The organism is Rhizobium sp. TH2 (assembly GCF_024707525.1).
Taxonomy (GTDB): Bacteria; Pseudomonadota; Alphaproteobacteria; order Rhizobiales; family Rhizobiaceae; genus Rhizobium_E.
Genome location: NZ_CP062234.1, coordinates 18,859 through 40,618 on the forward strand (window position 1 = coordinate 18,859; position 21,760 = coordinate 40,618).

General features: G+C 51.9%; 19 protein-coding genes and 1 pseudogene. 11 read left to right on the forward strand and 9 right to left on the reverse strand.

Annotated elements, in window-relative coordinates; all coding sequences use genetic code 11:
* Window positions 1-10 precede the first annotated feature (10 nt).
* From IHQ71_RS31455 to IHQ71_RS31465, 3 genes are read right to left on the reverse strand one after another with little or no spacing between them, the layout of a single operon-like run.
* Window positions 11-718, reverse strand: a complete 708-nt coding sequence (locus IHQ71_RS31455) for a hypothetical protein (protein ID WP_258163611.1) — start codon at window positions 716-718, stop codon at window positions 11-13.
* Window positions 715-1,845, reverse strand: coding sequence for a hypothetical protein (locus tag IHQ71_RS31460; protein WP_258163612.1), 1,131 nt, complete (start codon window positions 1,843-1,845; stop codon window positions 715-717). The genes IHQ71_RS31455 and IHQ71_RS31460 overlap by 4 nt, the downstream gene beginning before the upstream one ends.
* A complete protein-coding gene (locus IHQ71_RS31465; RefSeq protein WP_258163613.1) occupies window positions 1,842-4,124 on the reverse strand; it encodes an ATP-binding protein in 2,283 nt (760 codons plus the stop codon). Before IHQ71_RS31465 ends, IHQ71_RS31460 begins: the two co-directional genes overlap by 4 nt.
* A gap of 201 nt (window positions 4,125-4,325) precedes the next feature.
* Between IHQ71_RS31465 and IHQ71_RS31470 the strand changes: the two genes are divergently transcribed.
* Window positions 4,326-6,077 (forward strand): SAM-dependent methyltransferase, encoded by a 1,752-nt coding sequence (locus IHQ71_RS31470; RefSeq protein WP_258163619.1) that lies wholly within the window; start codon window positions 4,326-4,328, stop codon window positions 6,075-6,077.
* A gap of 260 nt (window positions 6,078-6,337) precedes the next feature.
* Here the strand turns inward: IHQ71_RS31470 and IHQ71_RS31475 are convergent, their stop codons facing one another.
* Window positions 6,338-6,784: a superinfection immunity protein gene (locus tag IHQ71_RS31475; RefSeq protein WP_258163624.1), complete on the reverse strand. Its 447-nt coding sequence runs from the start codon at window positions 6,782-6,784 to the stop codon at window positions 6,338-6,340.
* A gap of 91 nt (window positions 6,785-6,875) precedes the next feature.
* Here IHQ71_RS31475 and IHQ71_RS31480 point away from each other — a divergent pair, with 91 nt between their 5' ends.
* The gene (locus IHQ71_RS31480) at window positions 6,876-7,139 is read left to right on the forward strand and encodes a helix-turn-helix domain-containing protein (RefSeq protein ID WP_258163625.1); all 264 of its coding nucleotides are present in this window, start codon (window positions 6,876-6,878) and stop codon (window positions 7,137-7,139) included.
* Between the two features lie 43 nt (window positions 7,140-7,182).
* Here IHQ71_RS31480 and IHQ71_RS31485 read toward each other — a convergent pair whose 3' ends face one another.
* The 3 genes from IHQ71_RS31485 to IHQ71_RS31495 form a co-directional block, all read right to left on the reverse strand.
* On the reverse strand, window positions 7,183-9,102 hold the full coding sequence (locus tag IHQ71_RS31485) for a UvrD-helicase domain-containing protein (protein ID WP_258163633.1): 1,920 nt from the start codon (window positions 9,100-9,102) through the stop codon (window positions 7,183-7,185).
* Window positions 9,103-9,343: 241 nt separating this feature from the next.
* Window positions 9,344-10,171, reverse strand: coding sequence for a hypothetical protein (locus IHQ71_RS31490; protein WP_258163637.1), 828 nt, complete (start codon window positions 10,169-10,171; stop codon window positions 9,344-9,346).
* A 73-nt stretch (window positions 10,172-10,244) separates the two neighbouring features.
* Window positions 10,245-10,508 carry a hypothetical protein gene (locus IHQ71_RS31495; RefSeq protein WP_258163641.1) on the reverse strand — a complete coding sequence of 88 codons (264 nt, stop codon included), beginning with the start codon at window positions 10,506-10,508 and terminating at the stop codon, window positions 10,245-10,247.
* Between the two features lie 1,156 nt (window positions 10,509-11,664).
* Between IHQ71_RS31495 and IHQ71_RS31500 the strand changes: the two genes are divergently transcribed.
* The 8 genes from IHQ71_RS31500 to IHQ71_RS31535 all read left to right on the forward strand — a co-directional run bounded on the left by IHQ71_RS31500 (window position 11,665) and on the right by IHQ71_RS31535 (window position 18,722).
* A complete protein-coding gene (locus tag IHQ71_RS31500; RefSeq protein WP_258163643.1) occupies window positions 11,665-12,213 on the forward strand; it encodes a hypothetical protein in 549 nt (182 codons plus the stop codon).
* A gap of 128 nt (window positions 12,214-12,341) precedes the next feature.
* The gene (locus IHQ71_RS31505) at window positions 12,342-12,761 is read left to right on the forward strand and encodes a WYL domain-containing protein (protein WP_258163645.1); all 420 of its coding nucleotides are present in this window, start codon (window positions 12,342-12,344) and stop codon (window positions 12,759-12,761) included.
* Window positions 12,761-13,579, forward strand: coding sequence for a hypothetical protein (locus IHQ71_RS31510; RefSeq protein ID WP_258163647.1), 819 nt, complete (start codon window positions 12,761-12,763; stop codon window positions 13,577-13,579). Before IHQ71_RS31505 ends, IHQ71_RS31510 begins: the two co-directional genes overlap by 1 nt.
* Window positions 13,580-13,659: 80 nt before the next feature.
* Window positions 13,660-13,950: a WYL domain-containing protein gene (locus IHQ71_RS31515; RefSeq protein WP_258163648.1), complete on the forward strand. Its 291-nt coding sequence runs from the start codon at window positions 13,660-13,662 to the stop codon at window positions 13,948-13,950.
* A 133-nt stretch (window positions 13,951-14,083) separates the two neighbouring features.
* Window positions 14,084-14,836 (forward strand): hypothetical protein, encoded by a 753-nt coding sequence (locus tag IHQ71_RS31520; protein ID WP_258163649.1) that lies wholly within the window; start codon window positions 14,084-14,086, stop codon window positions 14,834-14,836.
* A 148-nt stretch (window positions 14,837-14,984) separates the two neighbouring features.
* Window positions 14,985-15,878 (forward strand): hypothetical protein, encoded by an 894-nt coding sequence (locus IHQ71_RS31525; RefSeq protein ID WP_258163650.1) that lies wholly within the window; start codon window positions 14,985-14,987, stop codon window positions 15,876-15,878.
* Window positions 15,879-15,986: 108 nt separating this feature from the next.
* Window positions 15,987-17,330, forward strand: a complete 1,344-nt coding sequence (locus IHQ71_RS31530; RefSeq protein ID WP_258163657.1) for a DUF5906 domain-containing protein — start codon at window positions 15,987-15,989, stop codon at window positions 17,328-17,330.
* A 576-nt stretch (window positions 17,331-17,906) separates the two neighbouring features.
* A complete protein-coding gene (locus tag IHQ71_RS31535) occupies window positions 17,907-18,722 on the forward strand; it encodes a hypothetical protein (RefSeq protein ID WP_258163661.1) in 816 nt (271 codons plus the stop codon).
* A 92-nt stretch (window positions 18,723-18,814) separates the two neighbouring features.
* Here the strand turns inward: IHQ71_RS31535 and IHQ71_RS31540 are convergent.
* Window positions 18,815-19,779 (reverse strand): annotated as a pseudogene (locus tag IHQ71_RS31540) (L,D-transpeptidase family protein).
* 355 nt (window positions 19,780-20,134) lie between these two features.
* On the opposite strand from IHQ71_RS31540, the gene IHQ71_RS31545 reads away from it, so the two are divergent.
* Window positions 20,135-20,545: a response regulator gene (locus IHQ71_RS31545; RefSeq protein WP_258163667.1), complete on the forward strand. Its 411-nt coding sequence runs from the start codon at window positions 20,135-20,137 to the stop codon at window positions 20,543-20,545.
* Window positions 20,546-20,866: 321 nt separating this feature from the next.
* Here IHQ71_RS31545 and IHQ71_RS31550 read toward each other — a convergent pair whose 3' ends face one another.
* Window positions 20,867-21,517, reverse strand: a complete 651-nt coding sequence (locus IHQ71_RS31550; protein WP_258163671.1) for a TetR/AcrR family transcriptional regulator — start codon at window positions 21,515-21,517, stop codon at window positions 20,867-20,869.
* Window positions 21,518-21,760: the final 243 nt, after the last annotated feature.

Genomic DNA, 21,760 nt, shown 5'->3' on the forward strand with positions numbered 1-21,760 from the left:
CCAAACCCTCTCACAAGTCGAGTGCCATGGGCGATCTAGTTTGCAGTAACACGAGAGGATGCGAACGGCCGCCGCCATTTCTTAAGCTCGTAATCCAACCATCGGCGATTTTGATAAGACGATTACGCTGTCGAGCAGGCAGATGACGGAGCTTCTGCCTCCCATCATTAGTGTCAGCGTGCTCTCGCCAGTCACTTTGATGAAGTTCCAATATCGCGAAATTCAGAACATCAACTGGATGAACAATAATGCTGGGAAGTCGGGGAATGTCATTCACACTTCCGTGCACCTGCATATGGAACGGCGGATGGGCAGCGCTATTATTCCAGCCTCCTTCGCAAGTATCAAAATGGAAAGACTTATGAACCTCTTCGCTGTTCCTGATCGCCACGCAGGTTACACCCTCCTTGACGCGCACACGACCCTTTTCTGAGTCCCACGCGCAAGTGTAATCGACCGTCATCTCTGCATACAGCTCATCGGCATCGCGGTTGGCACCCTTCCAGTTCCGCGACTTTCTTAGTACAATCGGCGAGCCAGAGGCCGTCTCCCACTCAAATGTTTGAGGTCCGCCTCTTTTTGCAGCCTCCACGGCGAAGCCCAGGTCTATTCTCAACCGGTCCAGATTTTGGGTTCTGGACAATAAGAACCTGCTCGCAGCGTTGCCCAGTGATTGCAGATCTTGACCCATCTCAAGGTGATCGAAAGTGAAACTCATTGGAAAAAAAATTCCTTATCGGCAGGGTCGAGCATTGCGCGTAGTAGCGGTTCTTTCTTAACTAGATCAATACAGGCCCAGGGCTCACTAGCCTCAGCGGGCCAGCCGCGGGGGTGCAATTGAACCGCTCCTTCGATGTTGCATAATCCGATTTCGTTCAGATCTTCATCGACCACCACAACAGTTTCTTCGTCACTGTAAACTTCGACATTGAAGCCGGTGAGTTTCTGAAGTGTGGCGGCCAAAGTTTGGGTCGACCCCTGTTCGCTACGTAGCTGCCACCCGGCGTACTCTACACCAGCTGCCCACCATCTTCGGGGAAAGAGCGCGGACGCGGGCCCAAGAAAAACGCATGCACACAGGTCCTTGACCCAACCCCCGCTCGCGTCCGACTTCACTATTTTCTCTAGCGCGGCCGGGGGTATCCCAAGGGTCCATGCTGCTTGCAGGTCGGACAGGAAGAGGCCCGAGTACGGCAATGCCCGCTGTAGAAGCCAACGAAAGACCGGGGAGATCCCGCGAGGAACTTCTGAGCCGATTCCCTCTGAAATGGGAGGCCGCGAGCGCTTCAGATGCTCCTGCGCTGCCTTGGTCCAAGAAGAACTGGACGGCAAACCAAGATAGGCTTCAATCTCGGCAAAACTGCACTTGTCGTTCTCAGCTATGTTTCGAAGCAGGGAGCAAGCTTTCGTTATTGATTCGATTTTATCCAGGACACGATCATCGTCCTTGCGGATCAGCCACTCCACGTCGAGAGCTGGCGCTAGCTTCGCTTCTCTACCAACAAAACTACCGCCAAGGGGAATTGCAGGTCCAACTTCGGGAATCTCGTTGGCAAATGCTTCGTCTTCGCTGGTGTAAATCACTATGGGGGGCATTGCGAGGGCGTTCTTCCGAGCCCAGGAGCGGAGATGTCCGACGAAACTCGCACCGTCAGTCGCTTGCAACGAGATTTCCTGAGGAAGCTGGAGGTTGTGATCAAGTAAAACGACGTCCGAATTTTGGATTAACTCTCGAAAGTCGGCACCAAAGACGTCGAGAGTTGGGTTCTTACGCGTCGCATTAATATTGTCCGGAAGCGGAATTGTTGCCGCTTCATCGTCAATAAGGAGTATCGTTGGTATCATTTTCGCGGTAACTCCACTTCGATAGCGGTCGAGAATGCGCCTGAAGGTTGTACAAAATGGATTCGCCCGCCGTATTCATCCAATAGACTGCGCGTGATTGTTAGGCCCAAGCCCATCCCTTGGCCAAGTGATTCATCGACTACGGACGTCGTGGATTGGAATGGCGCAAACCATCTGTTTGCATCGCTCAAGTCTACCTTATCACCCGTATTTTCGAACCGAATCCGCAATACAAGCGGTGTGAGTTCGGCGCTAATCGAGATTATACCATTGGGGCCAGAAAACTTGATCGCATTGGAAATCAAGTTGGACAAAATCGCGGTAATTTCTGCGGGGAAAAGCGGAGGAGTCTCCAAATCAGCAGGGATATTCGTCTGGATCGTTAACCCCGCCTTCTCAATTGAGCTATTATAGAACGATAGTACTCGTTCTACCCGCTCCGCTAAACGGATGCGCTGACGTCGACGTCTCGCCTCTATACCGGTCATATCAGCAAGGTAGATCGCGTTCCTCCGTAACCTGTCGCGGACCTCCCGGGCCTCGGCGGCTCCCCGACGCAGAAGGATCGACGCCTCAGGTTCTCTAGATTGGACGGCGAGGCGCTCCAGAGTCGTCGCTAACGACTGTGCTACTATCGCGATACTTCGAACCTCATGCACGAACGCGGCTTGCTCGAGGCCGATGGACGCTGCTACGCGAAACATAGTCGCTTCAGATGCGGTTTCCCGGCTGAAACTTGCGGCCTCCTCAACTTTTTTCTCCGCTTCGTTGAGTTGCGCAAGTGCGCTTTGCGTGTCACCCCGAGCAAGGGCTGCGCGGGCGCCGGTTAGGGTCTCTATAGTACTCGCATGCGTCTGTTCTAACGTATAAGCGCTTGGCGACTGAGAGCTTGAGGACTCTTCGGCCGCCCTCGATTGCTGATCGGGTTTGTCATTCCTTGGTGTGGGATGTAGGTAGGTTGCCGCGACCCGGACGCGGACCTGAAGGTCAATGGCTAGACGAACCGTATCCGTAATGAACTCAAATTGAGCGCTTGGAAGAAAACCCTCTCGATTTACAAGCATTTGTAGTTGCGGTGCGCTTGCTTTAGTCAAGAGGACAGCGCCAAAAAATGACGGGTTGCCTTGACTACGCAAGGCTTCCGATTCCTTTGATTTTGGTAACACCAAATCGGACAGATCCTGAAGCCTGTTAAATTCCTTTTTACGAGAGCGATAATCTTGATCCAGGCTGAGCCAGTCATCTCGCTTGTCGCCGTAAGGAAGGACTCTGAACCCCTCGTAGTATACGCGTACACCTTGGAACCGCGCCGGCCACAAACCACGTCGCTGAAGGATGCGAGCGCGAAAGCCCACTGGCGCGGTGAAAGCGTCGAGTTTGGCCGTATAGTGATACGGGCTAGCCTTCGGATGTTTTATTAATGTCCCGACTGTGGGTCCTACAGAGATACGTAGCCGATTGCTTACATCGTCGCAGTCGATCTCTATCACCCAATCAGCTGCCTCTGCTGATGCGGGAACTTCTGATTCCGCTAAGCGTAGTTCGCCAGCAAAATTAATCTTGAAGTCACCGTCCGACCCCTGCTCATGCGAGAGGTCTTGAAGTAGGATGGGCGCTGGCACGACAGTCGCAGAGAGTTTCTCTATCAGAGGGCGCGGCGGCGTCAATGTCGCGACCTCATCGAAGAAATTTTCCAGATCGCTATCCGACCAAGCTTTACGAAGCGGTGAAAGCGTAAGACGAGTGCCTGCCCGCCCTGCCGTCTTAGCGAAGTGGATGGCGCTGACTGCGCCGCTGCCCGCAATTTGACTTATCTCTTCCAGAGCTTCGATCGCATCCCAATCGATCGTCGCCACAACCTTGCTCGACGCATTAAATCCGATTAGCGGGTCGCGAGTCAGGCCATCCCAGCGTCTTGAAATGACCTTCAAGTTATGAGCGAGCTTATGGGCGGCAAGGCGGCCTACCCCTTTCTCCCCAGTGAAGCGTCTGTGGAACCAAGCGGAGCGGCGATTGGCGTCGGCTTTTGATCGACCGGCTATTCTCAGGAAGCCGCTGGAGAACTCCGCTTCGTTCATTCCGATGCCGTTATCTGCAACGACGATTTTACCCTTCGCCAAAATCTTGAGGTTCTCGCCCAAGATGGTGACTTCGGTTGCGTCAGCATCATAAGCGTTCTTGATTAACTCCACCAACGCCGTAGACTCTCGGCCAACCAACAGTGCACCAAGCTCTCGGAAAAGTTTTGTATCAACAGAAAAAGTAGTCAATGATCCCAACCTGCGTCGTGCCGCGGAGCTCTTTTGCCGGCCATCCAAGCTTTCGGACGGTAGCATGCCATACTTATAGTTGCGTTAACCGAATGCTTTCCAAACGCTCGACCCCAAGATGGCATCGTGGCGGTGCGACCGGATGCCCAAAGTTGTTTATCTCCGCAATTAGAATTTTGAAAGCTCGCTTGATCAAGATAGCTTGCGCCCATGAATCTGATCCCAGCACTTTCAATACCTGACGAAGAGACTCCGTTTGATAACATTTCGCGGGCTCCAAGTCGGGGCGTAGCCGAAAGGCGTCGCCTCGGCGCATACTACACCCCCGAACGCTTGAGCAGGCTTTTATCGCATTGGGCCATTCGGACCGGTGACGAAACAATTTTGGAACCGAGTTTCGGTGGCTGCGGATTTGTTTCAGCGGCAATGGAGGCGCTAAAGAAGGCAGGTGCCACCAACGCAGTATCGCAAATTTACGGGTGCGATATCGATCCGTGTGCGTTCGACTATTTGTCTGAAATGCTTGGTGAGGCGCACTTACCAGCTAACTTCCTTCTGCAGGATTTTCTCGATTACAATAAAATGGAAAGTTGGCCGGCAACTTTCGATGTCGTGTTGGCGAATCCACCCTACATACCCCACCATCGAATAGGACGGGACCGCGTTCGAGAACTCAGCGAGCGCTCATGGACAGTGCCAAACATGGGAGGGCGCGCTAGCCTCTGGGGATACTTCATAAACCATACTCTGACGTTTCTTCGGCCAGGCGGACGAATGGCGTGGGTGCTGCCCGGAGCGTTTTTGCAGGCGGATTATGCTCGCTCAATCAGGACATATGTATCCGCGAACTTCGAAAGAGCAGTCGCTTTCGTGGTCCATGACCGGATTTTTTTGTCGGAAGGGACGGATGAAGAGACGGTGGTTCTACTAGCCGAAGGATATGGCAATGGCCAGGGCGAGCCTATTCTGAAGCTTGGCGAGACATCATCTCTTGATGAACTTGAAGAATTGATCTTCAGGTGGGCGAATTGCCAATGGGAGAGCGAGCCCAATCGAGGCTCAGCAGCTTCACTGAGCCTTACCGGAGAGAGCAAGCAAGTTTTCGATGAGCTCGCGTCCTCGCATTTTTGCTCGGACTTCGCTGCAATTGGAAAGGTTCAAATTGGCCTTGTGACTGGAGCAAATGATTTCTTTGTTTTAAGCGAAAGTCAGATTTCAGCGGCAGGTTTGGCGGCCGAAGATTGCAAAATGATCTTGTCAAAGTTCAAGGCTGCCAAAGGCCTGGAGCTTTATACAGAAGATTTACTAGAATATGCGCAGAATGGGGGCAGATCATACTTGGTTACCTCGAGATCGCCAGACGATGACTCTGCCATAAGTCGATACGTCCAGACGTTCGACCAAACTCGTAAAGCGCTGAACAGTACCTTCCGAAAGCGCGCGGTTTGGTCACAAACTTGTGACGATCGTATCCCAGACGCATTTTTTCCTGTCATGCATCACGGTGGTCCTCGCATCGTCCTGAACCGCTGTTCAGTCAATTGTACTAACACAATACACCGGATATTCTTTCGCGATGGCAGGTCGCCGCACGAATTAAAGCTGATTGCTATATCCTTCCTGACGTCATTTTCGCAAATTTCGGCGGAACTAGTTGGGAGACGCTATGGTTCTGGAGTTTTGAAGCACGAGCCACGAGACGCCGAAAAGATTATGCTTCTGCTCCCCATATGCGATCCGGGCGAAGTGGATCTGATCTATGAAGGAATCGACCTGGCTCTACGTGGTGGTGACGAGCTAGAAGCAATGAGTATTGCTGACGCATTCATTTTTTCACAGCTTAATATCAGGGATGCTCACGGCACGAGCGAAAAATTAATATCTTCGCTCAACCGAATACGCAAGCGCCGTCGCCCTGACAGATCGCTTCGGGCAAACATCGCACAAGACGGCGCGAGTTGATCACCAGAGTCCAGACACTGCTGCAACGTCTCCGAGATTACGGCCATCCAAAATCACTATGCGCCGAGCAACTTAGCATCGTACGAACTGCAAATATTGCATTCGGGGACCGATAAAGGGCTGGCAATGAGCCGGCATAAAACGAGCACCCCTTATGTGGGCATTACCATTGAAACCGCCGTGTGCAACAGCGTGCGCGCTCGCAAGAAAGTGCTTATCAAATCGATGTGTGTGAGGCGTCGTTACGCCTTGCGTTTGCCCTACACCAATCCCTTCATGGCATCCGCTTTGAGAGCCTCAAACTCCATGAGATTGATCGTCCCGGAATCGAGCATAGCTTTGAGCTCGCTAATCCTCTCGGCAACGCTTTTGTTTGTTGCAGGAGAAGCAGCGGGAACACTCTGCTGCGTAGTCACAGTCGACGGGCTGACGACCGCAATATTGTGCTTGGTGGTACCGAGCGACCAGATCAAAGCCCAGATCCAGCCGGCGACACTCCATCCCAGCAAAATATTTACGGCAATGATTGAACCCTTCGACGGGTGCTTGCGGCTCCATGCGATCCATGAGGGCAAGAGATATAGGAAAATCATAATGGCAATGGCCAGCCGATTTTCCTGCAAAAAAGTTGGCGACGTTGATTGGGCGAAAACATTGCTCGGCATTACGATCGATGCAGTGAAGGCAAACAGGCGTCTCATACTCATTGGCTCCCCGAATCCAAATTAATCATGGATTTATCAATACTGGATTTATTAGCCGTGGATTGTCAAGAGTATGTTGGCCTTCCATTAAAAAATGGAAGCACGACAATTACTCGCCTGGAATGTCCGTAAGATCCGCGTTGAGCGACAGATTTCGCAAGAGCGCCTTGCGTTGGACGCTGGCATCGACCGGGCGTATTACGGACGTGTGGAACGGGGTGAAGAAAATCTGTCGCTTGCCACAGTCGATACCTTGGCCAGGGCCTTAAGCCTGCCGGTGGCAGCGCTATTCCGCATTCCTGAGCTTGGGGAAGAAGAACCTCAGACCCTTAAAGCCGGCCGAAAAAAGTTGAAATGATATGTGTCGGCTCCAAGGCGCGATTGGAAACAAGATCGGCTGCTTACCGACCGAACAGCCACCCGAGAAGACCCTTACGAACTGGAGGCGCACTTTGGGTCGCAGGCTCTGTAGGACGGGCCAAAGGAATACTCGGACGCTGGGCTGGTGCTGGCCGCAGCTGCGGCGGCGGAGATGATCGCTGACGGTGATCCGAGCTGCCCGCTGTCTTGCGAGATGTCTCGTCGACTTGTTCACGTCGTGGCGCGATCCCGCGTTCTATGAAATCCATGATCGGGGATGGGACCTCCAAGGATTCTTTGGCTCGGGTTAGTGCCACATACAGTAGGCGCAGTTCAGCAGGATCTGGCCCGGCGTTCTTATCGTCTGTCGGGCTACTGCGAAGAAAGTCATCCATCAGCCGGACGGACTTCCACTCGCGGCCCTTTGCCTTATGTGCCGTCGATATGACGATGTCTGCGTTTTCTTCGTCAACGGTGCGGCCCAGTGCCCACATCAATTGCCGCTCGCCGCGTTTCTCAACAAGGTTGACAAATGTAACCAAGTGAGCGCCTTCGTCGCCGCGTGCGAACTCGACGACCTCATCCCATTTCTTGAACCCGAAGAATGCCGGACAACTTGTTGGCTCGCCCTCCTTAAGAGACTGCACTCCCCGTAGCATATCCATGAGTTCGGTTTTGTCGCCCACGAGATGCGGTCGGCGATTTGCGTCAAGGGCTTCGATTACCGCGCTGATGGTCGTTGCGTTAGTGCGGGCGAGAACTGCGTCGGGATTGGTGGGGCCTATCCTACTGTTCATCACGGGGTTGCCCCGAACGGGCCTGGACTCGCCCAACTTAACAAGCATTTTCGTCGCGAGGTCCGCGATTGCAGGTCCAAAACGAAAAGAGGTTGTGAGATATGTGCTTGCCTCGGTGTCTATTGTCTCCATGGCGTTCACCGCGCCTCGCCATTCATAGATCTGCTGGTATTTGTCACCCACGTAGACAAGTTGGCCCCGTTGCCGTTGGAGCACGTCAAGAACCACAGGGTTTGTGTCTTGAGCCTCGTCGAGCATAATGAAGTCGGCCGCGATGATGGGACGCGATAGACCCCACAGTTTCAGATAGCCGTCATGGCCGAGCGGTAGCGGATCGCGTTCCGACATCATTCGTGCCCACACGGCACGTGCGCCTTCGAGCGCAAAGTGCGAAACTTCCTCAAGTACATCTTCCGGAGCGCCCCGTAGCGCGCCGAGTATCGGCACATGTGTTGATGCGAGTTCACTGTCCGCGCTCTGAGCATAGCGGCGGATCGTCTCAAGATAGAGATACCCTTGGGAATCGGGAGTTACCGTAAATTTATCACCGAAACGACGGCGTTTGAGCGTGAGCATTTCGACCAACTGCTTTGCCGTGCACTTCGATGTTAGCTTGCCAATGTCCTTCTTGTACCCGCCAGGCGCCGCACGAAATGCCAAGCTGTGAGATGTCGAACAGTCGACTGTGCTGGGGAACTTGTCACCCGCATCTGCAACAATGCTCTTGTTGAATGCGATGTATTGACCACGTAGACCCGTCGCGTTCGCCAGCAGCTGAAGCGTAGAGGTTTTGCCCGTGCCTGCAAAGGCATTGATCTTCAGCGACTTGCCTTGCACGAATGCGTCAAGTGCTACCCGCTGCTCGTCGGTTGGCGCAAATTTCGGCTTCTTGCGACTGCTCGGTTTCGTATGCCTGACCTGATGACTTCTCGAAAGAACCCGGGGCTGCTCGAACAGCTCCGCCTGCTGGGCCGGCGCCTTCGCCAGCGCTTTGGTGACGAGCTCCCTAAGCGCCGGCGTTTTTTGATTTTTGTTGCGGAAGGACAGTTCGTGATCGAGAAGCTTAAGATATTCTCCGTCGCTTTCGCGCGAAGCTTTTCGGACGAGGTCTTCCAGTTCGTTGAATGAGCGGGAAATGAAGGGGCGCTGCACGACTGAATTCAATTCCCTTCGATTTGCCGACGAGCGTTAGTATCAACCATGGTTTTCAGGCAGGCAAGCGATGAAAAGCATCGAGGTGCGACCAATCCCGAGATTAATTTGGGTTGATGCTGGCATGCAGGCGGGCCTTTACATCCTGGACGCTCCCGATCGTGCGGCGGCCGATCGGCGTACAGTCGCCATGGCGGTCGAAGCCTAGCGGGTTACCGAGAAATTCGCAGCGAAATCGGAAGGAAAGGCGGCGCTATTGCTCGATCCGGTTACAGAGCTTGAGAGTTTGCGACATGATCTCCCGAACCACGCCTTTTGTGCGGAAGGGGAATGTCTCTATTTTGCTTGTCCCGTCGAGTTGGCATTTGGCGCGTAATGAATCGGTCGACCAGGATAGTATCTTGCAATCCATTTTGCGGCCGACGATTGTTGTATCGTCCATCCACCAGAGCCCATCGACTTTGCCGGTCTCGGTGGGTGTAAGCGCTCCGGTTGATCGATACTGATCACAGACATCGGAATTCGCGTAGAGTGCCCCGGTCAGTTCCTCTGGGTCAGTGGCAGGCGGCTGGAATAGAACGAGTTCTTTGGTTTTACGGCAGGACAGCAGCTTAAACACGTTTGCAGGCAGAATCCGTTCGTCGGTGGGTTTTTCGAAATCATTGTACCAGGTGACCTTAAGTCCGCCGTTGTAGTACAGATTTTGGGCGGCGGCTGCCAGTACCGCCCAATCGGCGACGCCATTGTTGTCTGCGTCGATGCTCTCAATCACGACACCAGTAGACGCGTCATTCCCTGTGAGCCCACTGTCATTATCGAGCATGGCATAGCAGATGGACGCTCCATTGGAACACGTGGCTTTGCCTGTTGCGCGCCATGCCAACTTTCCGCCCCGCCATTCTTCGATGTAGATGGAGCTGCCATACTGAACTCCCTCCGTGCCGTACAAAATTTGTCGCGTGTCACCTTTGTCGAATGCCCATACGGCCCGCGCGTTGTCACACGGTTGTTCCTTTCCCGCAGCGCCGGCGGTCGTCCAAGCCAATGAGAAAAATGCTATAAAACCGATTACTCTGATCATTGGCCCATGATTTCGCATTGGTAGATTGTTTCAACAAGCGCAACGCGACGCCTGACGAACTCAGCCAAGCGCCTCACGCTGGACAAAGGAAGGTCATGGGAAACATGTCCTCACCGTAGTGATGCAGTCGCGTGTGATGTTGCCGGCATAACCAACGTACTTGCAATGGCTGATCGTAACAATCGTGGTGCGCGTCGACGGCCTCAACACCGCAAACTTCGCACACGCCCCGTGCTAACGACCCACTTTTCAGTGCTCGTTGAACCGCAAGGTGAGCATCGTATTTCTGAGGATTGGCGCGACGCCAATCTGCTTGCCGCGTTTCGCTCTCGATCATCGCTTTAAGTCATCGTGGGTAATCTAGCTTCACCTCAGTCTATCAGCTTACCATCGACAGGCAAAGTGCACGGACTAATGACCCACCGACGTAGTAGGTCACTTGGAAAGACAAACTCCAACCTAAGACGGTCAGCAATCGTGCGTTGAGATGCAATTTTTCTGCAAAGTAAAGGACCTCGCCTCTAATAGTAATAAGGTCGGCTTACCGCACTAGGCTAGGGCAATCACCACTGGAACGATTCGTTGTGTTAGCAACACGAGTTTGCTGTTTGGCAAGTCGCCGTCTTAGTAGAGGTCTATACACGGGCAAAAATTTTCAAAATTTCTCTGGACTTGCGGTATCTCATAATATATTGTTATCTGCCAAAAAAGAAATTGACATACCCGAATCAATGAAGTATATATGAAGCATGACGACGGTATTAAGAAGTCGTTGTTACGTGGTACGGTATTCAATTGTTCGGCTTGATCGCCGCTGTGATGCCGTGCGCCCCAACCGCTCGAATAGATGGAGTGAATTAAAAGGTAGAATTCATATATTGACCGCGGCTCCTCGGCGGCATTTCAAACCAAATGACATTTTCGAACTTCATAGTCAGAAGAGCCACATTAGAAAAGGTTGCTTTTGCAACGCCATTTCAAAAGGCTCGCCGAATTTTTGGCTACAGGTTCCGACCGTTTGTGCCGGCAATCATCAAGTCAAAGGGTCCGTGATATCAAGGATGTTTAGTTTGGTCGCCGGCACTTAAATGCTGGCGATGACGAGCGTCCACCAAACCATACGTTAACATGCCCTCTCGGGGAGCATGGCTGACGCAGCGCGTCGCCCCATGGGCGGTGCAAAAAACATCTGTCAGTGAAGAAGATTTCAATGTCGACGTTTGTCGACAAACGACTCCGCTTGACCAATTTCAACCCCGGGCCATTTTGAGCCCAAGTGAATAGAATAATGAACCAACAAACATTTAAGCAGCCAGCATTGGCAAAACTCTTAGCTGATCTTCCGATCGGAAAAACAGTCCACATTCGCTACGTCACAGATGCCATTTTTTCTGACGAGCATCCTTACCTAACGCGGCACCAGGATCCCGGCGCGGCCCGACACGAAAGTCGTGTTGCACACCTGCTTATTCAACAAAAAGGTCAAAATTAACATGTATATCGATTTCAATTATATTGAAACATCCATTTCAAATTTGGACATGCAATCTGCTGCTGCAGCCGAATACCATCTCTCGCAGCGCTCGTACCACCAACATCATACTTCGATGGTGGATCACGTAAAGGGTTCTATCATCTGCGTGATCCCCGACGATGAATTTGAAGAATGGGCGGCAGACGGCGACGGTGACGCAATTCGCGAAAGCGTTTGGAAGGCTGACCTCGAGTTTGCTGAAACCCACGGTCTGCAAGTCAAATCCGATCATTTCGGACAATATTGTGCATTTGACGTGGGGAAGGTGGACGGACACCTGGCTGTGATCCGCTTCGTGCTGAAGCAGGCTGGACTCATTCCGCTCGGCGAAATCGAATTCTCACACCAAGATCAGTTGATACCACAAGTGTCGAATTGGGAGGAGCTTTTTAAGGTCGAGCCAATTGATCTAAATAATCAGTACAACTGCGGTATTCTTGCGGGCAAGCTTTTGGCCGTTGATCGCCTAGGATACGAGGTTTGGGATTTGGACGATCTCGATCTTTAAGTCAATTAATCGATAGGAAACGCCTTCCGCGGCGTTTCCCTGCTCACAGTGCCTTTTTAGGCGCTCGCTATCTACCCGTCATCGCCTCATGGCGATGTACCAATCACCTGTCAGTGAAAAACGCTTCAATGCCGACGCTCGTCGGCAAGCGCCTTCGCTTGACCATTTTTAACCAGGGCAATTGCGCCCCAGCGATAAAAGTTATGATCGAAATTATATCTCAACAGCCTTCATTGGCAAAACTCCTGGCTGATATCCCATGCGGATACACGCTTCATATTCGCTACAAAGAAGACGACCAATATCGAGTTATCCATCCTCATCTGGCCTTCGACGATCGCGGAAAAACTATGATCCTCGCTCGTCAGATAGGAGGTCCCGATCAGGATGCCGGCACCTCATCATGGCGCCAGTTTCGCCTTCGAGACATCACGGATGTCATTTTCACGGACGAAAAATTCGACCCGCATCCCGATTTTAACCCGGGTGCCAAGCGCTACCGCACCACAATTTTAAAAGTCAATGTTTCCGAAAAAGGCAAAAAATAATGACAATAGAACTATCAAATACCTCGTGTGCCGCGGAATTCGTCGAGAATAAAGCAATCACTCATGACGACTACGTGTCGAACACATTTGCTACATTGTGCGAACACACCTTTTTCGTGAAGTGGGCTCAGAACGGCATTCACAATGCCCCTGAAGGCTTTGAAAAAGTGTTTACTGAGCATTTTCGTTCCTACTTGGTTTTCGCGAAGTTCGATTTTCGGCCCATCTACGGGATTCGTGATGAACGCGTGTCGCAGTTTATCGCGGGGGAAAAATTTACCGACTTCTTATGCAATCAAACATTAAAAATGATGTGGGCGGACGCAGGCGGAGAGGAACCAGATAATCCGAAGGATCTAACGCCGCTCGCGATAATGTTTAATCAAAGCACCCCAATTCCATTTAAGAAAAAATATTGGGATGAGGATTCGTTCGACATGGTGTTGTTATTCCATCCTGAGATGATGCCATATTTCGAGCGGTATGTCGCTACCCATAATAAGGTGGAAGACGAGATCTTGCTGCTGTTCAACAAGAACTTTCCGTTTCGCTCAGTGAAGCTCACACGTCACGACCCGGATCGTGAAAATATCCATGATAAGATCGAGCGGCGTGTCGCTAAAATGGATCTCTCTGACTTTGATGCGCTCTTCCCCGAAAGCTATACTTTCCTCCAAGAAGTTCCGTCACGCGTTCACTTCAACACTGATTTTTACGCTTGGCAGGAAAATATGCCTGAAACTTCCGAGGAAGATCATGCCGCAATCGCGGCATTGATCGCGAAGCGTGAAGCTGCCGAAGCTGGCTCTGCTGTCTAACTGCCACGCCTCATTAACCTACAAACGTCGGTCGGTCGATACGCAGTCGGCCGCCCTGCACCCCATCCATAGTGAACAAAATGACTAAGATAGAAACTGCAATACGTGCGGCGATGGACCGTCGTCGCATTATCGAATTCTCTTATTATGGGACGCCAGTGGCTAAACGCTTTGCGCCCTATCGTATCGTCAAAAATCGCGAAGGCGAGCTCGAGGTCCACGGCCGCTATTATCACGGCAATCGGAAGCACGACGCTATATTTCGGCTGTCGAAAATGTCGGACATCATCATCTCTTCGCAGACGTTTCGGCCTGCCAAAGGCTTCGAGCAGAATTCAGTGGCTCGAAAAAACGACGTGTACCACGTCTAAGGCAAAATCAAACCACCCGTGCTGCACCTGTTGACCACACGATGCAGAGCCCGCGAGTTCGGACGATTAGCGATCTCAAAGTGGCGACGCTCACAACGAAAATCCAATAAATTTATCAATAAGGAACCTAAAATTGAACAAACAAAACGCCACCCCGTCATACGACATTATATCTTTCGACGACGGTATCTCGGTCTGGGACTACCAACCGGATCGACTGCTTTTCGAACGAATGCTTTTGGCTGAGATTGAATCAAAAAAATCCATGGCAATCCGTTGCCAAGGCGAAGACGCTGACCGAATTATTTACCCATACATCGCTGCCTACGATGACGCAGACGAACTCTACATTCTGTACACCGAACATCCAGGACCGGCTGAAGACGGGTCATCCCCGGAGACGAAAACCGTATTCTTGAAGGACGTTGTGGACGCAAAATTCCTAGACGCCGAATTTTCGCCTTGCGCCGTTCTCGATCCGCGCCATCCGAAATACTACGAAAAAATTATTCGGTCATGTGACCCCTCGTGGATCAAACTTAGCCGTCAAGGGGATATGGAAGACGATGACTTCGAAGAATGGCACGAAAGCTTTTATGGAGTGGATGTCGATCGTCGCCGTTCAGATCTGCTAAAGGCTGAAGACTATTATCGGAATATCGCTTGGTACACCCGCTCCTTTCTACGCACAAAAGCCGATTACCAAGACGGCCTAGTTAACGAAGAACTTTGGCAAAAAATACGCGCATATGCTGCCCAACTTGAAGCGCGGATCGGCGTTGCAAATCTGATTGTCCTAGATGATCACGAATGGGGCATCGTTTACGGCAAATTGTCGGCGCTTCGCTGGGCGCTTAATGACTACTGGGATAATCTCGACACCTAATTCGGCTGGTAGCTCCGACGAGGCGCGTGCCGTAACGCGGCGCATCGCTGTTCATGCACGGCACAAAATGCGCGCCTTCGTCTGGATATTTCAATCAAAACTCGTGCTCGCATATTGAGCGCGATCTTTCTCAAATTCAAAGGCATAAATGATGCAAACCTATAATAAATACATCAATATCGGTCCCTATGGCGATATCGTCGGGCTCGAGGATAAATTCGGGTACCGTCCGCCGCTACACGTTCTTCACCGCAAGATTGTCTCGGAGATACCCTCTCGTAAATCCATGGCTCTGCGTCTGAACGGAGAACTCGAGTACCGGACGATGGACGTTTACGTTGCCTACAAAGACGACAACGACGATATAGCCCTGACGTGCTATGAGACGGATAATCCGAACGTCAAGTCATTCATGCCAGGCTACGTCACGTTGGAACTGGCGCTTGTTTCTGACGCGATCTTCCTCGACCGGGAGTTCGTCCTTCGCGACGATTTCACCATCAACCATCCCAAATATTCCGACCGCGTTTGTGACGCCTGTGATCGCGATCTTCTTCGACAAAGTCGACGAGGGACGTGGTCAGATGAGGAGCTTGAAGAGCTTTACGAGGAGGCCTACGGACCGACGATATTCCCTCGACGTCGCAACGAGATTCTGGCGGCGGCCGAATATCTATCTAACACTCTGTGGTACAATCACGTCTACCTTCCGGCGAAGACTGAGTTCGACGCTGGAAAGCTCGCGGATAGTCTTCGGTGGCAAGAAATGTCGATTCAGGCCTCTGATCTTGAACGCTTCGCTGGATCGAAATGCCTGATCATCGCAGACGAGCAGCAGGAGCGTGAAATCCTCGGAAAATTGTCCGCCCTGCGATGGGCGTTTGGTGACGATTGGGACGAATACCAAGACATGTTCGAGGATTACCAGGCCGACGTATCGATCGATCCAGACCGGATGCGTCGCCGTCTGACGACGATTTATGGACAGTTTTCTAAGTGCGTTAGCCTATCTGAAAAGCTTAGGATTCCTCCCGTCTATTAAAAACGGCTGACCACAATCGACCTATCCTCAACGAAAAAGCACAGCGGCCGAGCACACTCGCTCGGCCGCACCAAAAACCATGCATAGAAGAAAAGGAAAATCATATTTATGCATCTGAACTATAATGAATCCACCAAAAAGCTATTTGCCCTGAACGAAAATCACATCCTGATCAAATCGAACGGCAAACTGAAAATCCTTGATATCGAAACTGATCCCGCGGGATATCACGTCTTCAATTTCACTACGCCGCACGATTTTTGCACGTTCTACTCCAATCAAAAAATTCCATCTGAGCGAGGCCTGGTGAAGGTGGGTAACGCCTGGATGGAGTGGGAGGGTCGAAATCAGAAATACGGTCTCGACTTCGATCCCAATGGCGCGCCGGACAACATTTTCAACATGTACCAGCCGTCGAAGATCGCTGCCATCGAAGGCGATTGCCAACTTTATCTCGATCACATCTTCCACGTCATCGCCGGTGGAAAACCGGAGCGATACGAGTTTGTCCTAGATTTCTTGGCCGACGGCGTTCAAAATCCTGGTGTCCGTCCTGGCGTCGCAATTGTTCTACGTGGGCAACAGGGCACCGGTAAGGGGCAGTTTGTCCATTACTATAGCCAACTTTTCGGACCTCAATTTGCGCATGTAGTGAATTCGGATCAAATTTTTGGCCGCTTCAATTCCATGCTCATGAATAAGCTGCTGATTTTCTTGGACGAGGCCACTTGGGGCGGCGACAAAGAAAAAGAGGGAAAACTGAAGGCCCTCGTCACGGAACCCACCGTGATCATCGAAAGGAAGGGCCAGGAAGCATTCGTCCAAAAGAACTTTGCCCGGTTGATTTTCGCTTCGAACAATAAATGGGTTATCGCTGCAGGTGACCGGGAACGCCGGTTCTGCGTCTTTGACGTCTCAGTTTGCCGCCGCGGCGATACCGAATATTTCGCCGCAATGGCGCATCAAATGAAAAATGGTGGCCTGGAAGCGCTTATGCATCTCCTGCAAAATCGCGACCTCACGGGCGTCAATATTCGCAATTTTCCCCGTACATCAGCTCTTGATGAACAGGTTCGACGCAATTTCGACGCCTTTCATGCCTGGTGGAATGACTGCCTCACGCGCGGCTATATCCTTCCGCCGGAACTCGATCCCCATGGTCATTTCGACCATTGGGAAAACGCCGTACCGATTGAACTTTGCCATGACTCCTTGGTGATTTCAGCGAAGAAGCGCCTTGTGAAAAATCATCTTAGCGAAACCGAACTGGGTATCGAGTTGCGTAAGGTCCTACCGAACGTCATTGTCAAGAAAATCACGCTTCCAAAGGCGCCGGGTTCGAACGGTAAAACGATCCGCAAAAATGCATATGTCCTGCCGCCCTTGGACGAATGCCGTCGCTATTTCGATTCCTTGATTGGGACCGAGACTGAATGGATAAACGCCGAATAACAATGACTTCCCCGTCAAGCGGGGAAGGCTTCGCATAACTGGTGTCCTTGACGTCATACTAGTCATACCTTTTTTAAAATATTGAGTATTAATATAATAATAAAAAGTATGTAGAATATTGTTATGACAAGTATGACGTTTGGCGAAGCCAGCGCGAAGCGCCCCTATCTATATGTTGTGATTGCAAGGGATGATAGTTACAAGTTGAAGTCCCCTCTCTATTTCAAATATGATAGCCATTTATGAGAGTCACCTGCTATCAGATCGATAAATATATTTCCATTCGAATAAAAGATACATAACTTTATTGACATACGCTATTTAATGTGGCACTATAACAGAATAGAGCACATGCTTTGACAAAGCTTATTATGACGCTCTTTTCCCCGTTATCGAAGAATTTGAACGACACCTTTAATGGTGTTCGTTTCGCTATCTTAGCTCCTGTGACCAGAACCATCCTTTGGAATCCCAAGTTTCCGAACCTGATTTCTGTTGTCGGCAGGGTGAACCTTCTTAAACCAAACTGGCTGCCCAACCAGCCACAATCAGATGATGAACCATAGAAAGTAAACAATGGAAGAAAATGAATTTCCCTCGAATGTAGTTGATATCGCTGAATTTCGAGATCTAAAAAAGTTAGGGCAGATCGGCATCGATCATGATGAGTACTGCACCACCGCCCTGACGAACCTTTATGACAAAACCTATTTCGACATCGGGCCTTTCGACCCAGAACAAATGCTAGCTTATCACGAGACGCATCTGTTTCTCTTGGCGTTTGAATTCAATCTCGATGAACCTGCTTTCCAGGACGATATCGGTGGTGTCCATCAAGTTCGAGGCGTCAAGTTGGCGGGAGTTATGACCGCCTACGACTTGGCAATCGACAAAATGATGACAGACATCAAAACATGCCACGAGGAAGAAAACTTCCCGTGGGGTATGCAGAAGGAACATTTCGAAGATGCAGATCTAACACCCTATTGTATCGCGTTCCTGACCAAAGAGCACCGCCAGTTCGATCGTCGCGCGCCTGTAGGCCCGGGCAACTTCGACGCCTTGATGCTGGTGCCGCCAGCCCTCTTAGCATTTTTTGACCGCTACATTCGAAAATTTGGCGTCACAACGTTCGGCAACCTACTCGCCTATACGAAGGACTCCGTTACGGTGACGATGAAGGTTGCCCCATATCATCGCTCGTTTGGTTCATTAGCGGAGTTGGTCAACGATAAGGTGGCGTCTATGAACCCCTTGGATCTGGCGCCAATATTGCCCGATGCCGATCCTCTCATGGAGATTCCCTCCCGTCTGGAATTCTTCACCGAGTTTTACGGTTGGCAAGAACGAATGCACGGTGCGTCCGAAGAGCATGACGGTGCATCTCTATAATGTTCGAAGGAAGCGCTCCCGGGCGCTTCCTATCGTCCCACTCTAGACGTCCCGCCGTTGTTGCCATCCATTTTAGGGCTTGAAATCAGTCGCTAGTCGATGAATTTGACGACAACCCCCGGCTTACCATATCTGCCAGCTCCTCGGCATCCCAATTCGTCAAACGAACACATCCATGCGAACCGACCTTGTCGATGAGTTCCGGCTCGGGCGTTCCGTGAATGCCGTAGGTTGGCTCGGTCAGATCAATCCAAACCGTGCCAACCGCCTGGTAATTCCAATGCCTTTTTGTTCTCACCCTGTTGGAAATTGACCTTTGGATTGTAGGAATAAACTGGCATGCGTGAGACACCCTTCACCTTATGGGTCCTTTGGGGGAAGGGGAGTCTTCACTGCCGATGGTGGCGGGATACACGCTGAGCAGCGATCCATCCTCCGCAAACGCGAACGCTTCCGCAGATCTTCTGCGAATTTCGATCCGTTTGACCGTACCGGACTTTGCCGCGCCGGGCATAGCCACTTCGATCTTTTCGCCTGGGGTAAAGGCAGCGGAGGGATTGAGCGCCTTAAGCAGGCCCACATCCATGTGAAACCGTTCAGCGAGTTTTTCCTCGACGTTGGTATAGGCCAAGTGCTCCATTTTGGCCTGCTCTGCGTAATCGTTTGGAATGCGCTCAACCAAATCTTTTGCGTCATCTGCCGTGATTACATAGGCCTGAATGACAGGCACTTTGTCCTCAAGCCTATCCAGCACCTTGTTGTCCAGCTTCCCATCGACCGGCATATCCTGCATTGCCTCGAACCCGGCGACAGCCTTGTTGAGGTTTTCGCCGAAGTATCCGTCGATAACTCCTGGCGAAGCACCAGCTCGATCGAGCAGGACCTGAAGATGGACAATGGCGGGATCAGGCTCGGAGGGTGTTGCATTTGGCGCTTCACCTGGCAAGGCGGCAATATCGGCACCGTTGACAGCTTGCGCGTCGAACGAAGCTGCGAAAGCCGGACTGCAGAGAGTCAGAGCTGTCGAAAGGGCTAGGTGGCGGATCGTGTTTCTCATCACCGTAGAAGTTTGTGCAGCTCAAGTTGTTCCCTTCGGCTCGTCAAGTGCAACTGGTTGGCACCCGCCTCGCAGTGTCCGTTGGACGCAATGACAAGCTTACAGCCATGTCGCTTTTGCTTAAGACTGGATCGGCACCCATGATTAGTCTGTTAATGTCGAGCTTCTGGTCGACAGGTACGAGTTCCTCCGCGGCTTCGAACCGGGCGATTAATTCCCTCCGGGGCCAGCTCAACCGCCATGGCCATCGGGTGCTTTGCATTTTATTAACATTGTTAGCAAAGACTGTCGGCCACGCAACGGTTGGAAACGGTCGAGGTGAGTTGCCCCTCAAATCGAGCGACAGGCGATCACGATGTCATCTAAACTCACAGTACTCGTCGTCGAGGACGAGCCCATGATCCGGCTCGCGCTTGTGTCCGTCCTCGAGGACGAAGACTACGCCGTAGTCGAGGCCCGAACAGTCCTTCAAGCGATTGCCATGCTAGCCAAGTACGATGTCCATGCTGTGGTAACCGATGTCGACATGCCCGGAGGACTTTCCGGTCTAGACTTGGTCGACATGGTCGCTGGATTTTCCCGAACGATGGGTATCATTGTCACGTCCGGTCGGGCGATACCCAGTGAAAGCCCCTTGCCAGCTGGCGTCATTTTCCTTCCCAAGCCTTACGAGTTGGAGACCGTCGTAGCCGAACTTGCAAGCCAACTTCGCATGCACCCCGCCGCCATGGCTCGGGGACAGAAATCGCGAAAACAAGGTTCCTAGACGATCTCAGCGGCTTGGCGGGCAGACACCATAGAGGCCGCGCGGATCATGAACTCGGAGCGTGAGGCGCATAAGGCAACGGGCCGCTCTCCTGGGATACTGGCCGACGCCACAGACGCTGCCCGGCCCAGTATGAACTATCTTCCACATGTCCGCGTCAAATGATCCTCATCTCGACGGTTTGCTCCCGGTCTGGCGGCCGGTAATGCATTCGCAGCTGCGGCAAGTTTAGCCACTCGTAATTTGAGATGAAGCCTGCAGTTAACAGGGTCGTTGGTTCTGATCCGATTAAGGCGGACGTGGGGACCTTGCCAACAGAATCTAACTCCTGCAGACAAGCCGCATTATCGTCTCGATGTTGAAGTTGATGCGCTCCTCTAGGGCCTCGGCGGCCATCAGATTGCGCTCGAAGACGATGGAACCGGTGAAGCGGTTGGTGAGATAGTAATAGTTAATCGCTGCGATCGTGATGTTGAGCTGGACCGGATCGATATCCTCGCGGAACACGCCAGCGTCGACGCCACGCTGCAGCAGCGTTCCGACCATGTTGATGAACTTGCGGCTCAGCGTATGGATGACCTCGGACTTCTTGAGGTGCTTGGCCTTGTGCAGGTTCTCGGAATTGACCAGCGTGATGAATTCCGGATTGGCCAGATAGTATTTCCAGGTGAAGCGCACGAGCTTTTCGAGCGCGGTCTTCGGATCGAGATGGTCGAGTTCGAGCTTCTGCTCGGCGGCGCGGATGTCGCCATAGGCTTCCTCCAGCACTCGCTGGAACAGCGTCTCCTTGCTTTCGAAATAGTGATAAATCATGCGCTTGTTGGCGCTCGCCTGCTCGGCGATGATATCGACGCGCGCGCCGCCGAGCCCGTTTTTGGCGAATTCCTTCTTCGCCGCGGCCATGATGCGCTTCTGCGTTGCCTCCGCATCGCGGGTGCGTTTCTTGGCGGCGGGCGGGGTAGTTATTTGCATGAAGCGTCTTCCGTGGATTGACGAAACTCAACTCTCTAACCGCGCGGCTGCCACACCGGAATCGGGCCGTGTCCGGCGATTATAGCCGATTGCAAACGCGGTCATAGACCCAACCTTTGCGCAAGGTATTCTAAAGTCCAGCGCAGCGATTGTCATTCGAAAAGTATCTAAAGAGATATTTACAATGGTGAGGTGAAACCCGCGCATACGAACATCTTAAGCGCCTAACCCAGCAATTCGGCG

Bases quoted from the DNA above. Each gene is read 5' to 3' on its own strand.
- IHQ71_RS31455 (WP_258163611.1), bottom strand. From the start codon at position 718: ATGAGTTTCACTTTCGATCACCTTGAGATGGGTCAAGATCTGCAATCA.
- IHQ71_RS31460 (WP_258163612.1), bottom strand. From the start codon at position 1,845: ATGATACCAACGATACTCCTTATTGACGATGAAGCGGCAACAATTCCG.
- IHQ71_RS31470 (WP_258163619.1), top strand. From the start codon at position 4,326: ATGAATCTGATCCCAGCACTTTCAATACCTGACGAAGAGACTCCGTTT.
- IHQ71_RS31475 (WP_258163624.1), bottom strand. From the start codon at position 6,784: ATGAGTATGAGACGCCTGTTTGCCTTCACTGCATCGATCGTAATGCCG.
- IHQ71_RS31480 (WP_258163625.1), top strand. From the start codon at position 6,876: ATGGAAGCACGACAATTACTCGCCTGGAATGTCCGTAAGATCCGCGTT.
- IHQ71_RS31490 (WP_258163637.1), bottom strand. From the start codon at position 10,171: ATGATCAGAGTAATCGGTTTTATAGCATTTTTCTCATTGGCTTGGACG.
- IHQ71_RS31495 (WP_258163641.1), bottom strand. From the start codon at position 10,508: ATGATCGAGAGCGAAACGCGGCAAGCAGATTGGCGTCGCGCCAATCCT.
- IHQ71_RS31500 (WP_258163643.1), top strand. From the start codon at position 11,665: ATGTATATCGATTTCAATTATATTGAAACATCCATTTCAAATTTGGAC.
- IHQ71_RS31505 (WP_258163645.1), top strand. From the start codon at position 12,342: ATGCCGACGCTCGTCGGCAAGCGCCTTCGCTTGACCATTTTTAACCAG.
- IHQ71_RS31510 (WP_258163647.1), top strand. From the start codon at position 12,761: ATGACAATAGAACTATCAAATACCTCGTGTGCCGCGGAATTCGTCGAG.
- IHQ71_RS31515 (WP_258163648.1), top strand. From the start codon at position 13,660: ATGACTAAGATAGAAACTGCAATACGTGCGGCGATGGACCGTCGTCGC.
- IHQ71_RS31525 (WP_258163650.1), top strand. From the start codon at position 14,985: ATGATGCAAACCTATAATAAATACATCAATATCGGTCCCTATGGCGAT.
- IHQ71_RS31530 (WP_258163657.1), top strand. From the start codon at position 15,987: ATGCATCTGAACTATAATGAATCCACCAAAAAGCTATTTGCCCTGAAC.
- IHQ71_RS31535 (WP_258163661.1), top strand. From the start codon at position 17,907: ATGGAAGAAAATGAATTTCCCTCGAATGTAGTTGATATCGCTGAATTT.
- IHQ71_RS31545 (WP_258163667.1), top strand. From the start codon at position 20,135: ATGTCATCTAAACTCACAGTACTCGTCGTCGAGGACGAGCCCATGATC.
- IHQ71_RS31550 (WP_258163671.1), bottom strand. From the start codon at position 21,517: ATGCAAATAACTACCCCGCCCGCCGCCAAGAAACGCACCCGCGATGCG.